The sequence below is a fragment of the Maribacter polysaccharolyticus genome (assembly GCF_028882255.1).
Lineage (GTDB): Bacteria > Bacteroidota > Bacteroidia > Flavobacteriales > Flavobacteriaceae > Maribacter_A > Maribacter_A polysaccharolyticus.
The window spans coordinates 16,990-30,311 of the sequence record NZ_JARBUY010000007.1 but is presented as its reverse complement, the minus strand read 5'-3'; the positions used below and the strand labels follow the sequence as shown (position 1 = coordinate 30,311).

The 13,322-nt window shown below is 42.8% G+C and carries 9 protein-coding genes; 7 read left to right on the top strand and 2 right to left on the bottom strand.

The window, feature by feature from the left end:
* Positions 1-36: 36 nt before the first annotated feature.
* From PHU20_RS18170 to PHU20_RS18140, 7 genes are all read left to right on the top strand, one after another.
* Positions 37-3,480: a hypothetical protein gene (locus tag PHU20_RS18170; RefSeq protein ID WP_274826835.1), complete on the top strand. Its 3,444-nt coding sequence runs from the start codon at positions 37-39 to the stop codon at positions 3,478-3,480.
* Positions 3,481-3,490: 10 nt separating this feature from the next.
* Positions 3,491-4,789, top strand: coding sequence for a glycosyl hydrolase family 17 protein (locus PHU20_RS18165; RefSeq protein ID WP_274826834.1), 1,299 nt, complete (start codon positions 3,491-3,493; stop codon positions 4,787-4,789).
* Positions 4,790-4,843: 54 nt separating this feature from the next.
* On the top strand, positions 4,844-5,875 hold the full coding sequence (locus PHU20_RS18160; RefSeq protein ID WP_274826833.1) for a glycoside hydrolase 5 family protein: 1,032 nt from the start codon (positions 4,844-4,846) through the stop codon (positions 5,873-5,875).
* A gap of 42 nt (positions 5,876-5,917) precedes the next feature.
* A complete protein-coding gene (locus PHU20_RS18155; protein ID WP_274826832.1) occupies positions 5,918-7,414 on the top strand; it encodes a glycoside hydrolase family 30 protein in 1,497 nt (498 codons plus the stop codon).
* Positions 7,415-7,416: 2 nt separating this feature from the next.
* A complete protein-coding gene (locus tag PHU20_RS18150; protein WP_274826831.1) occupies positions 7,417-8,841 on the top strand; it encodes an MFS transporter in 1,425 nt (474 codons plus the stop codon).
* A 76-nt stretch (positions 8,842-8,917) separates the two neighbouring features.
* On the top strand, positions 8,918-9,805 hold the full coding sequence (locus PHU20_RS18145) for a glycoside hydrolase family 17 protein (protein WP_274826830.1): 888 nt from the start codon (positions 8,918-8,920) through the stop codon (positions 9,803-9,805).
* A gap of 45 nt (positions 9,806-9,850) precedes the next feature.
* Positions 9,851-10,795 (top strand): glycosyl hydrolase family 17 protein, encoded by a 945-nt coding sequence (locus PHU20_RS18140; protein ID WP_274826829.1) that lies wholly within the window; start codon positions 9,851-9,853, stop codon positions 10,793-10,795.
* Here PHU20_RS18140 and nadB read toward each other — a convergent pair.
* Both nadB and nadA read right to left on the bottom strand, forming a co-directional pair.
* The gene (gene nadB / locus PHU20_RS18135) at positions 10,788-12,365 is read right to left on the bottom strand and encodes an L-aspartate oxidase (protein ID WP_274826828.1); all 1,578 of its coding nucleotides are present in this window, start codon (positions 12,363-12,365) and stop codon (positions 10,788-10,790) included. The two genes, PHU20_RS18140 and nadB, sit on opposite strands and share 8 nt — an antisense overlap.
* A 4-nt stretch (positions 12,366-12,369) precedes the next feature.
* Positions 12,370-13,293: a quinolinate synthase NadA gene (gene nadA, locus PHU20_RS18130; RefSeq protein WP_274826827.1), complete on the bottom strand. Its 924-nt coding sequence runs from the start codon at positions 13,291-13,293 to the stop codon at positions 12,370-12,372.
* Between the last annotated feature and the right edge of the window lie 29 nt (positions 13,294-13,322).

The following is a 13,322-nucleotide window of genomic DNA, read 5'->3' as shown; positions in this document are numbered from 1 at the left end:
AAAAAAAACATCGACGATAAAATAAAAGTAGACCACATGTATTTAGGAAAAAATGTAGCTTCCTTTGAAGCCGGTAAAATAAAAGGGGAACTTGTGAATCTTGATAACGAAAGTTATTATAAAATTTCCAATTGCGACGGCATGAGACCTTTCTTCATGAGCATTGTAAGTGATTCCAACCATTGGATGTTCATTTCAAGTAATGGAGGATTGACTGCCGGAAGAAAAAACAGCGAATCATCACTTTTTCCCTATTATACCGATGATAAAATTACAGAGTCGGCCGATATTACCGGAAGCAAGACCATCCTTCATATCCATGCCGAAGGCAAAACCTATTTATGGGAGCCTTTTTCCGAGAGATTCAACGGAATTTACAATACCCAAAGAAATCTGTATAAAAATTCGTTAGGAAACAAGGTTGTTTTTGAAGAAACCAATATCGACCTGGGAATCACCTTCAGGTACCAATGGAGTTCAAGCGACACCTATGGCTTTGTAAGAAAATCAACTTTGATCAACACTACGGATTCTGCTAAAAAAGTAACCGTATTGGACGGTATCCAAAATATTCTTCCATATGGGGTGTCATCCGAATTACAGAATAGACAAAGTAATTTGGTCGATGCGTACAAAAGAAATGAGCTTGATCCCGAGGTGGGTATCGGCATTTATGCCTTAAGTGCCATAATCGTGGATAAAGCCGAACCCAGTGAAGCCTTAAAAGCTTCAATAGCTTGGTCCATTGGCCTGGAAAATGTAAAATATTTGGTTTCATCCAAACAACTGGATGCCTTCCGAAAGGGAAATGCCATAGAACAGGAAGAAGATATTAAAGCCGAAAAAGGGGCCTACTTTATTTGTACCGATGTTACTTTACAACCAAAGGAATCAAAAAAGTGGTTGATCGTTGCCGATGTCAACCAAACGATGGTCGGTATTCGTAAGATTTCAGAAAAATTAAAAAAGGAAAAAGCCCTGACCTCCTTGATCGAAGCGGATATTGAATTGGGGTCGACCCATTTATTGGAGTTGAACGGAGCTTCTGATGGTTTGCAGATGTCGGCGGACAATTTGAGAAACACCAGACACTTTTCCAATACCCTCTTCAACATTATGCGAGGTGGTATCTTTGATGATAATTATCAAATCGAAAAAAACGATTTTCTCAAATACCTCCAAAAAGCCAATAAAGAAGTATTCGCGAATAAAGAAAAGCTCATTGCCCCCCTATCGGAAAAATTCGCATTCCAGGACCTCAAGCAATTGGCCATAAAAGACCATGACAGTGATTTCATGCGATTGGCCTTTGAATACATGCCCCTGAAATTCAGTAGAAGACATGGGGACCCAAGTAGACCTTGGAACAAATTTTCGATAAACACGAGAAATGAAGATGGGTCCAAAATATTGGACTATGAAGGAAACTGGCGCGATATTTTCCAGAATTGGGAAGCTTTGGCGCATTCGTACCCCGGATTTATCGAAAATATGATCCATAAATTCCTGAATGCAACTACCTTCGATGGCTACAATCCTTACCGGGTCACCAAAGACGGCTTTGATTGGGAAACCATAGAACCCGACGATCCATGGTCCTACATTGGGTATTGGGGAGATCATCAGATCATTTATCTCCTAAAATTCCTGGAGTTCATCGAACACCATTACCCCGATAAATTAGCTTCCTATTTTAACCAAAATGTTTTCGTTTATGCGAACGTTCCCTACAAAATAAAGGGTTATGCCGATATCCTGGCCAACCCCAAGGACACCATCGTATTCGACGATGGCCTTGATTCCGAAATAAACAAAAAGAGGGAAGTTATGGGTGCGGATGGCGCATTACTAAGTGATAAAAACGCCGTGATCTGCAAAGCGAACCTTATTGAAAAGCTTTTGGCAACCTTATTGGCCAAGATTTCGAATTTCATTCCTGAAGGGGGTATCTGGATGAATACCCAGAGACCCGAATGGAACGATGCGAACAATGCGTTGGTGGGCAACGGGGTGTCAATGGTAACCCTGTATTACCTAAGAAGGTTCCTGCATTTCTTCGAAGGGGTGGTAGCGCGTATGCCCCATGGCGAAAGTGAGATATCCAAAGAATTATCCCAATTTTTCAATAAGGTGGTCAACACTTTCGATAGCAATATCGCCATACTTTCCGGGAAAGTTTCCGATAAAGACCGTAAAACGGTGTTAGACGGACTGGGAAATGCAGGTAGCGACTATAGGACTACCATTTATGAAAATGGTTTTGAGGGCAGCAAAGAGCGCATTACAAAAAATGAACTGTTGCACTTCCTGCAAGTTTCCAAAAAGTACTTGGACCATAGTATCAGGGCCAACAAAAGGGACGACAAATTGTATCATGCCTACAATTTAATGACCGTCGAAAATGATTCGGAAGTTTCCATCTCCTACCTACCGGAAATGTTGGAAGGGCAAGTCGCCGTTCTAAGTTCGGGTTATATTGTCGGTAAAGATGCCCTGGAACTTTTGGACGCCTTGAAAAACAGTGCCCTGTTCAGGCCCGACCAATACAGTTATATCCTGTATCCGAACAAGGAGCTCCCACGTTTTTATGATAAAAACAACATTCCCTCGGAGCGCATTGCGGATTCAAGTTTAGTAGCGCGATTGGTAAAGGATGGAAATACCCAAATCGTCGAAAAGGATGGTTTAGGAAACTACCATTTCAATGGAAATTTCAACAATGCCGGTAGCTTAAAATCGGCATTGGCAAACTTGCCCAAAAAACAATATGGGGCCCTTGTCGAAAAAGACGAATCCTTGTTATTGGCAACTTTTGAAGAAATATTCAACCATAAGGCCTTTACCGGTCGATCCGGGACCTTCTTCGGGTATGAGGGTTTGGGTTCCATATACTGGCATATGGTCTCAAAATTGTTGTTGGCGGTACAGGAAATCTGTTTAGGAGCCGTTGCCGATCAGGAAGATGAAACGATTATTGGTCGTTTACTGGACCATTATTATGAAATTGAAGCGGGAATCGGCGTTCATAAGTCCCCGGAACTCTACGGGGCCTTCCCTACAGATCCCTATTCACATACACCGGCAGGTAAAGGCGCACAGCAGCCAGGAATGACGGGACAGGTGAAAGAGGATATATTAAGCCGATTTGGGGAATTGGGTGTCTACGTAACCGACGGAAAAATCTTCTTCGATCCTCGTTTACTACGGGTTGAGGAGTTCTTAAAGACCCCTAAGGTCTTTACCTATTTCAATAAAAATAATGAAGTAAAGGAAATACAACTTGAAGAAGGGTCGCTGGCCTTTACCTATTGTCAAATCCCGATAATTTACAAATTGTCCGAAAAAGAAGGGTTGAACGTTCATTTCACAGAAGGTTCCGTTCTTGAATTGGACGGACAAAATCTTGATTCATCGACAAGTAACATGGTTTTTGAACGCACCGGTGAAATAAAGCAAATTGTCGTATCCCTGAAAAAATAAAACCAAAGCAATGAAAGAACACGTTAAATTCAGCTTTTTGGTGCTATGTATGCTTTTGGCTTTTTCATGTAAAGAGAATGCGAAGAAAGAAGTTAATATCGAAACTGTGAAAGAGACCGCAAATAAAAGTGCGAAGGATATTCTCGGCAATCCGGAATATCTGGCCATATCCTATGGTGGATATAGGCATGTAGACCACGATATCGAACCCACTTTGGATGAACTCAAAGAAGACATGAAGCTTTTGTCTGCCATGGGCATAAAAATCGTGCGCACCTACAAAGTGCACCTACCACAGGCAGCCAATTTATTGAAGGCCATTAGTGAATTGAAACAAAAAGACCCTGGTTTTGAAATGTATGTCATGCTAGGCGCCTGGATCGATTGTAAAAATGCATGGACAGATAAGGACCCTGACCACAATGTGGAAAGTGAAGCCAATACTTGGCAAATTGAAGAAGCCGTTAGGTTGGCGAACGAATATCCCGATATCGTTAAGATAATCGCGGTAGGGAACGAAGCCATGGTCAAATGGGCCGCCAGTTATTATGTGCAACCTGCCGTGATCTTGAAATGGGTTACCCACCTTCAAAATTTAAAAAAAGAAGGCAAGCTACCCAAAGAGCTATGGATAACCAGTTCGGACGATTTTTCCTCCTGGGGTGGCGGCAGTGCAGAATACCACACCGAAGATCTTGAAAAATTGATCGATGCGGTTGACTACATATCCATGCATACCTACCCCTATCACAATACCCATTATAATCCAGCTTTTTGGGGCGTACCGGAAAATGAAGAAGGCCTATCGGATATTGAAAAAATAGATGCGGCCATGCTACGTGCCCTACAGTTCGCAAAATCACAATACGATAGTGTTTCGGGATATATGAAAAGTTTGGGCGTGCACAAACCCATTCATATCGGCGAAACCGGATGGGCTACGAAGTCCGACGGATTCTATGGCCCTACCGGCTCCAGGGCTACCGATGAATACAAGCAAGGCTTATATTATAAACATATGCGGGAATGGACCAATGCCAAAGGTATTTCCTGCTTTTATTTTGAAGCTTTTGATGAACAATGGAAAGATGCCGAAAATCCTATGGGATCCGAAAACCATTTCGGATTGATCAATTTGAAGAGTGAGGCTAAGTATCCCCTATGGAACTTGGTGGATGAAGGTACTTTTGACGGATTGACCCGAGACGGAAAAGCGATTACCAAAACGTACAACGGAGATATGGATGCCCTTATGAAAGCGGTTAGGGTACCCCCAATGGCCCGTAATATTAAAAAACCCGAACAATGAACACAGCATTGAACCCTGATTCACGATACCCGGTGATCATTAAGTATAATCGATATGATTAAAAAAATCACATTAGGATTCCAATATGGGATCGTATTACTCTTGACAGGCATTCTTATTTCCTGTTCCGGTAATGCCAAAAGCGATTTGGTCTCGGTTTCAGGACGTCAAATATTGGTCAACAAAACCCCTTATCTAATCAAAGGCATCTGTTATCATCCCGTTCCTAAAGGAAGTGAAAAAAGGGACTTTGGTAATTTAACCCAGGATATTGCCTTAATGGCAGAAGCCGGTATAAATACAATAAGGGTTTATGAACCCATAGATGATAAAGTTGTCCTTGACCGATTTAAGGCTGCGGGTATCAAAGTGATCATTGGTTTCGGGTATAACCAAGGGGGTTTTTATGATATACGCTCCGGGTCTTTCATCGATTATGTAAATAAATATAAAGATCACGATGCCATTTTATTCTGGGAGTTGGGAAATGAGTACAACTACCACCCCGAATGGTTTGAAGGCGATATAAAGAACTGGTATAGGGCCATGGACAATGCTGCCGATCTTATCCATAAAAACGACCTTTCTCATCCGGTTGCCACGGCCCATGGCGAATTACCCGATTCCTTGGCATTGTCCTTATCCAAAAACATCGATGTTTGGGGAATGAACGTCTATCGTTTTGATGACCCCTCCTCCATTTTTACCGAATGGAATGCAATTAGCCCTAAACCCATGTATTTGTCCGAAGCTGGAGGAGACAGCTATATGACCATCACAAAAGATGGTTATGAAGCAGGTAACAACCAAAAAGCACAGGCCGATGCCAATACAAGCATTTTAAACGCGGTCTTTAACAACACCGATATTTGCTCAGGTGTAACCCTGTTCTCCTTTACCGATGGATGGTGGAAAGCAGGAAATCCGGAAACCCAAGATCCAGGTGGCTGGGCTCCGAATAGTACCGGCGTTCCGTATGACGGTACGCCCAATGAGGAGTTCTGGGGTATTGTCGACATTGAAAGGAAGAAGAAAGAAACCTTTTACGAAATAAAGAAAATCTATACGGGCCTAACCCACCCTTAACCATAACAACAATTTTCATTGATAAATTAAAAGTGCTTCACGATGATAAAAAACAGTTTCTACCTACTAACCCTACTTATCCTACTAATGGTAAGTTGTAACGAAAAAGAAGAACAATTAACGGTAGAGGTATATGAAACCTCCGCTTCGGGCAACCAATTGAAGCGTATTACGGAATTCCCGGAAGTACGGAACCCCATACAGATAAAATTGAATCCCGATGAGCAATTTCAGACCATAACAGGGTTTGGGGGGGCCTTTACCGAATCTTCGGCCTACCTACTGAACCAAATGGGAAAAGAGAATCGCAAAAAAATCATCGATGCTTATTTCAGTAAAGAAGGGGCCAATTATTCCCTCACAAGAACCCATATGAATTCTTGCGATTTTTCACTGGACAATTACTCTTACAGCCCTATTGAAGGGGATAAAGAATTGGAACACTTTTCTGTCGAAGAAGATAAAGATGACCTGATCCCTATGATCAAGGATGCAATGGCCGCCTCTGAAGATGGATTTAAGATTTTTGCCTCGCCATGGACGGCAGCACCTTGGATGAAAGACAACAACAATTGGGTTGGGGGTAAATTGCTTCCCGAATACTATGATACCTGGGCATTGTTTTTTTCAAAATACGTTGACGCCTATAAAAATGAAGGAATCGATATTTGGGGTTTCACGGTAGAAAATGAACCTCTTGGCAATGGCAACAACTGGGAAAGCATGCATTTTAGCCCAAAAGAAATGACCGACTTCGTCGAGTACCATTTAGGACCTAAATTGGAAGCCGATGGAAAAGGGGATCTAAAAATTTTAGGATACGACCAAAATCGTGAACACCTAAAGGAATGGGTAGATGAAATGTTTCGAAATGAGGCCAGTTCAAAATATTTCGCAGGTACGGCCATACATTGGTATGCCAGCACCTTTGAAGTTTTTCCGGAAGAATTGCAGTATGCACATCACAAAGCGCCCGACAAATATTTAATACAAGCAGAAGCTTGCGTGGATTCTGAAATCCCCGTATGGCAAGACGATAAATGGTACTGGTCCAAAGAAGCTACCGATTGGGGTTGGGACTGGGCTCCGGAAAAAGATAAGCACCTGCACCCTAAATATTCCCCAGTTAACCGCTATGCAAGGGATATAATCGGTTGCCTCAACAATAGGGTCGATGGCTGGGTAGACTGGAATATGGTACTTGATAGGCAAGGGGGACCCAATTGGTTTGAAAACTGGTGCATTGCACCTGTAATCGTAGACCCTGAGGCCGATGAAGTTTATTTTACCCCGCTCTTTTTTACGATGTCGCACTTTAGTAAATTCATTAGGCCAAACGCCAAGGTAATAGGAGTCGACACTTCGGATAAAGACCTAATGGTTACTGCTGCGGAAAATCCCAATGGGAATATATCGGTTGTTATTTTTAATGAAACCGAAAAAGAAAAAAGTATCGGTTTACTATTAAACGGGAAATCGGTTGAATTCATAATAGCGCCAAAAGCCCTACAAACGGTAGTCATACCTAAAAACCAATAAACATGTCAACAACGATCAATAAAGTCCCCTTCGGGCAAAAAGTAGCCTTCGGAATTGGTATGTTCGCCAACCAAATGTTTCCTGCGATTCTTGGGATTTTCATGGTTGTCTTGGTAGAAGATTTAGGATTTCCAGGTTGGATGTGGTCGCTGATCTATTTCTTTCCTAGGATTTTCGACTCGATCACAGACCCGATCATGGGTTTTATTTCGGATAATACCAAATCGAAATGGGGAAGACGAAAACAGTATATTCTCATTGGTGGACTTCTAATGGGCGTAGCCTTTATTTTTATGTGGCAGCTCTATGCCGAAGATTCCCTGCAATACAATTTTTGGTATTTCTTTATCTGGTCTATCGTTTTTTATTTGGGACTTACATTTTTCAGTGTGCCTTATGTGGCCATGGGATATGAAATGAGCAATGATTTCCATGAGCGCACCAATATCATGGCCATAGCACAATGGATCGGACAATGGGCTTGGGTCATCGCCCCATTATTTTGGATTATCATGTACGACCCTGAATGGTTTCCTTCTGCCGATGTAGCCGTTCGGGAACTTGCCATATGGGTTGCAATACCTTGCGCGATTTCCGCCATGGTACCTGCGATATTCATAAAAAGTAGATCTACCCTCAATGAAAATTATGAACCCTTGAATGTATCTACTATCGGCAGTAGTTTAATTAAGATCATCGACAGCTTTAAGGCGGCTTTCAAAATAAAACAATTCAGGGAAATCTGTATCGCCACGTTCTTGATTTTCAATGCATTCAATACCGTAGCATCACTGACCTTTTTTGTCATTGTATATAAACTATTCAATGGAGATGCCGACGCCTCCGGTATTTGGGTCGCATTATTCGGCTGTTTAGGGGCTCTGGTCACCACCTTTATCGTTATTCCGGTTGTTGCCAAAATGGCTACGGTAATGGGCAAGAAAAAAGCGTTCATGGTGTCACAGGCCATTTCGGTATTGGGTTATATTATGTTGTACTTTCTCTTTGTACCGGGTAAACCTTGGATGTATATTATTGGCCTACCATTCTTTTCTTTTGGAATAGGGAGCTTATTTACGATTATGATGTCCATGACAGCGGATGTAATAGATATTGACGAACTCAATTCCGGCAAACGTAGAGAAGGTATTTTTGGCGCAATTTATTGGTGGATGGTCAAAGTTGGATTTGCTATCGCAGGAGCACTCAGTGGGCTTATCATTGCGATAGTCGGCTTTAACCCCGACCTCGCTACTATTGACCAACAATCTGCGGTAAACGGACTCCATGCCTTCTTTTGCTTTTTCCCTATGGCAGGAACACTTATCGCGATGTACGTAATGCGTAATTACGATATAAGCGAAGAACGTGCCAATGAAGTACGTACCCTGCTCGATGAACGAAAGCGCATTGCAGATTCAAAATAAAATAAAAATGAACCAACCCCCTAACCCATTGACTTGGATCGTTAAATACAGGCTAAAACAATATAATTCGTAGATTATGTCATCCGTAAGAAAAGAAAAGAAATTGGCATTGGCCACCTTGGACTATGCCGGCAAAACTACAGAAGATTTAAAAAATGAGTGCCATAAGGTCTTGAAAAGCGGCATGCACGGCATTTGTTTCAGTCCTTATGAAGAGGGGCAAAAACCTTGTGATATCATTACGGAAGCACAGATACGACGGCGCATGCAGCTCATAAAGCCCTATACCAAATGGATACGCTCATTTTCCTGTACCGAAGGCAATGAGGCGATTCCCAGAATCGCCCATGAATACGGCCTCAAGACCCTGGTCGGGGCGTGGTTGGGAGATGACCCCATTACCAATGAAAAAGAAATCGCCAACCTCATTGAATTGGCCCATGAAGGTTATGTTGATATCGCTGCAGTGGGTAATGAGGTGATGTATAGGGGAGATTTGACCGAGGAAGAATTGCTAGACTATATCTATCAGGTTAAAGAGGCTTTGCCCAATATACAGGTCGGGTATGTCGATGCCTATTATGAGTTTGTTGATCGCCCGGGTATCGCAGAGGCCTGTGATGTCATTTTAGCCAACTGTTACCCCTTTTGGGAAGGCTGTGACCTAGACTATTCCCTACTGTACATGAAAGACATGTACCAAAGAGCACTTCAAGCCGCCAATGGGAAAAAGGTCATTGTTACCGAAACCGGTTGGCCCAGCCAAGGAACCGGACTTGAAGGGGCACATCCATCTTACGAAAACTTTTTAAAATATTTTCTCAATTCACAAAAGTGGTCCAAGGAAGAAAGTATCGACATGTTCTATTTCTCTTCTTTTGATGAATCATGGAAAATAGGTTCCGAAGGGGATGTCGGGGCATTTTGGGGCCTTTGGGACAAAGATGAAAAGCTTAAATTCTAAAAGTACGATAACCCTAAATCAAAGCACTTGTCAGCACCTTGTCGCATGGAATACACGAAAGCACTACATATTGAACCTGGAAATGCCATTTGCTATTCCGGTTTTCGGGAAGGACAAAATCCCGGAGGTGTTTACCCGAGTTATGAAGAGGTAAAGGAAGACCTTTTAATCCTTGAAAACCATTGGAAATATCTTCGTTTGTATGATTGCGATGAACATACCGATATTGTCCTGGATGTCATCCGAAAAGAAAAACTTGATTTCAAAGTAATGCTTGGGGCCTATATCGTAGCAGAGGCGAACAATTACGGATGCCCATGGGGCGGTGGGTCATACTCCGAAGAGCAGCTGGAGAAAAACAAAAGAACCAATGGCACCCAAATCGAAAAATTGATCCATTTGGCCAACCAATTTCCCGATATCATTTTCGCGTTATCCGCAGGAAATGAAGCTTGTGTTGATTGGACAGACCATTATGTCCCTGTTGACAGCGTCATCAAGTACGTCAAAATGATCAAAAAAGGGGCAAAACAGCCGGTGACCTTTTGCGAAAACTACCTTCCTTGGCTCGACAAACTAAAGGATTTGGTTGAAGCCGTCGATTTTATTTCGATACATACCTACCCGGTGTGGGAGTATAAGAACATTCATGAGGCATTGGAATATACCAAACAAAACTATTATGCCGTAGCGGATACCTATCCCCATAAACCTGTAGTCATCACCGAAGCGGGTTGGACAACTTTTTCCAATGGAAAAGGTATTTGCCCAAGTAATGTCAGTGAGGAACATCAGAATATTTATTATAACGATTTGGTGACTTGGTCTGCGGAAGCGAGTATCCTTACCTTTGTTTTTGAGGCTTTTGATGAACCGTGGAAAGGATCTCCCGAAGCCCATGAACCTGAAAAACACTGGGGATTGTTCAAAGTAGATCGAACCCCCAAATTGGTCATGGCAAAACTTTTGGCTAAAGAAGGGACTAACTAAGTTGGTTTTCGACCTGATCCAGGCGGTCCAAATTAAAATACCCTCCCCTATTCTCTTTTTGCTCTAGGGATTGACTGATAATCAAATGCGCCACATTGATCATGTTCCGAAGCTCACAAAGCGAAGTTGTGACCTTCGATTCCCGATATAATTCCTCGATATCGTTATAGATCACATCCAATCGGGCCACCGCCTTTTGCAATCTTTTGTCACTTCGAACGATACCCACATAATCCCGCATCAAGGCCTGAAGTTCTTTTAGGTTATGCTGGATCAATATATGTTCTTTGGGGATTCGGGTACCCTCATCGTTCCAATCCGGGATGTCCAATGGTATTGAATCCCCCGTATCATTGCTTAAATCCTCAAAAATATTATGGGCATATACCAAGGCTTCCAAAAGGGAATTCGAAGCCAATCGATTCGCCCCATGCAACCCCGTTCCCGAACATTCACCACAAGCATATAAATTACGTATGGAAGTCTTTCCTTGCTTATCGACTACGATGCCCCCACATAGGTAGTGTGAGGCAGGAACGACCGGAATCCAATCTTTTTCAACGTCAATATGGTATTCCAAACATTTGTCGTAGATATTGGGAAAATGCTTTTTGAATGCAGCCATATCCAAGTGGGTGCAATCCAAGAAAACATGTGAATCCCCCGTTTTCTTCAACTCGTTATCAATACTTTGGGAGACGATATCCCTTGAAGCCAACTCTGCCCTTGCGTCATAATCGGGCATAAATCGGTATCCTGCCTTATTGCGCAGATAAGCCCCAAAACCACGTACAGCCTCAGAAATCAAAAAGTAGGATCCTCCTTCAGGATTGTACAATGCCGTAGGATGAAATTGAACAAACTCCATATCACGCACCATCGCTTTTGCCCTATAGGCCATGGCAATACCGTCCCCGGTCGCGATAATCGGGTTGGTGGTATGGCCGTACACCCTACCGATACCTCCAGAGGCCAATACCGTATTTATTGCTTTTATGGTCCGTATTTCCCCATTTCTTTGGTTCAATACATACGCTCCATAACAGGAAAGCAGATCTCCTTTTTTTGGACCCAAATGGTGATCGGTGATCAGATCGATGGCAAAATGATGCGCTAACAGTTCAATATTCGGCAACTGATGTACCCGTTCCAGAAGGGCCCTTTCGACTTCATAACCCGTGACATCCTTATGGTGTACCACACGGTATTCGGAATGTCCCCCTTCTTTTCCTAAATCAAATCCACCATCAGCGGTCAGGTCAAAGTTGGCTTCCCAAGCAATCAGTTCTTTAAGCCGTTGTGGCCCTTCTTTTACGACCATTTCAACAACTTCCCTATCGCAGATTCCGTCTCCCGCTATTAGGGTATCCTGTATGTGTTTTTGAAAGGAGTCCCCTTTCATGTCCATTACCACGGCAATCCCCCCTTGGGCATACTTGGTATTCGATTCATCGGCATCGGCTTTGGTAACGATAACGACTTTTCTTGCCGCATGTTTTTCGGCCATTTTAACTGCAAAGGTGAGGCCCGCCACCCCAGAGCCTATTACCAAATAATTGGTTTCAACCATACGTTTAGGAAAGATCCAACATGCGCTGAATGGGTACCAAGGCTTTTTCCCTGGTTTCTTTCAACACATTTACCTCCGGGGATTCATTCAACAAACAATCGTGAAGTTTTTGCAAGGTGTTTACTTTCATGTAGGCACATTCACTGCAAGCGCATGTATTGTCCTCCTTTGTTGGGGCCGGAATCAATTCAGCTTTGGGAACCGCCTGCTGCATTTTGTGCAATAATCCTACTTCTGTGGCGACAATGAATTTCTTATTCGGATACTTCTTGACGAAATTGATCATTCCGGCCGTAGAACCGATATAATTGGCTGTTTTCAAAATATGTTCTTCAGATTCAGGATGTGCAATGATCAAGGCATCTGGATGTTGTTTGAACAAGTCCAACAATTTTTCCAAGCTAAAAGCTTCATGTACCACACAACTACCGTCCCAAAGCAACATGTTCCTTCCTGTCTCTTTATTTACGTACTGGCCGAGATTCTTATCCGGCGCAAAAATAATGGGTTCATCCTTGGGCAAGGATTCCACGATTTTCAAGGCATTGCCAGATGTACAGACGATATCGGTCATTGCTTTTACCTCCGCAGAGCAATTCACATAGGTAATCACCGTATGGTCCGGATAGGCATCGATGAATTCCTTGAACTTTTCAGGTGGACAAGAGTCGGCCAAAGAACACCCAGCCGTAAGATCCGGCAATAGCACCTTTTTCTCGGGGTTCAGGATCTTTGCCGTTTCGGCCATAAAATGAACACCGGCGAATACGATGATATCCGCGTCGGTTTCGGCCGCCATTTGGGACAAACCGAGACTATCACCAACATAATCAGCGATATCCTGAATTTCGGGATATTGGTAATAATGCGCCAAAATAACCGCATTCTTTTCCTTTTTCAACTTTTTTATCGCTTCCGTAATGTTCATCACCAGGCTTTAAAATTAACTGCAATTTT

Coding starts and splice junctions, on each gene's coding strand:
- PHU20_RS18160 (WP_274826833.1), top strand. CDS start 4,844: ATGATTAAAAAAATCACATTAGGATTCCAATATGGGATCGTATTACTC.
- PHU20_RS18165 (WP_274826834.1), top strand. CDS start 3,491: ATGAAAGAACACGTTAAATTCAGCTTTTTGGTGCTATGTATGCTTTTG.
- PHU20_RS18170 (WP_274826835.1), top strand. CDS start 37: ATGTATTTAGGAAAAAATGTAGCTTCCTTTGAAGCCGGTAAAATAAAA.
- nadB (WP_274826828.1), bottom strand. CDS start 12,365: ATGGTTGAAACCAATTATTTGGTAATAGGCTCTGGGGTGGCGGGCCTC.
- PHU20_RS18140 (WP_274826829.1), top strand. CDS start 9,851: ATGGAATACACGAAAGCACTACATATTGAACCTGGAAATGCCATTTGC.
- PHU20_RS18155 (WP_274826832.1), top strand. CDS start 5,918: ATGATAAAAAACAGTTTCTACCTACTAACCCTACTTATCCTACTAATG.
- PHU20_RS18145 (WP_274826830.1), top strand. CDS start 8,918: ATGTCATCCGTAAGAAAAGAAAAGAAATTGGCATTGGCCACCTTGGAC.
- nadA (WP_274826827.1), bottom strand. CDS start 13,293: ATGAACATTACGGAAGCGATAAAAAAGTTGAAAAAGGAAAAGAATGCG.
- PHU20_RS18150 (WP_274826831.1), top strand. CDS start 7,417: ATGTCAACAACGATCAATAAAGTCCCCTTCGGGCAAAAAGTAGCCTTC.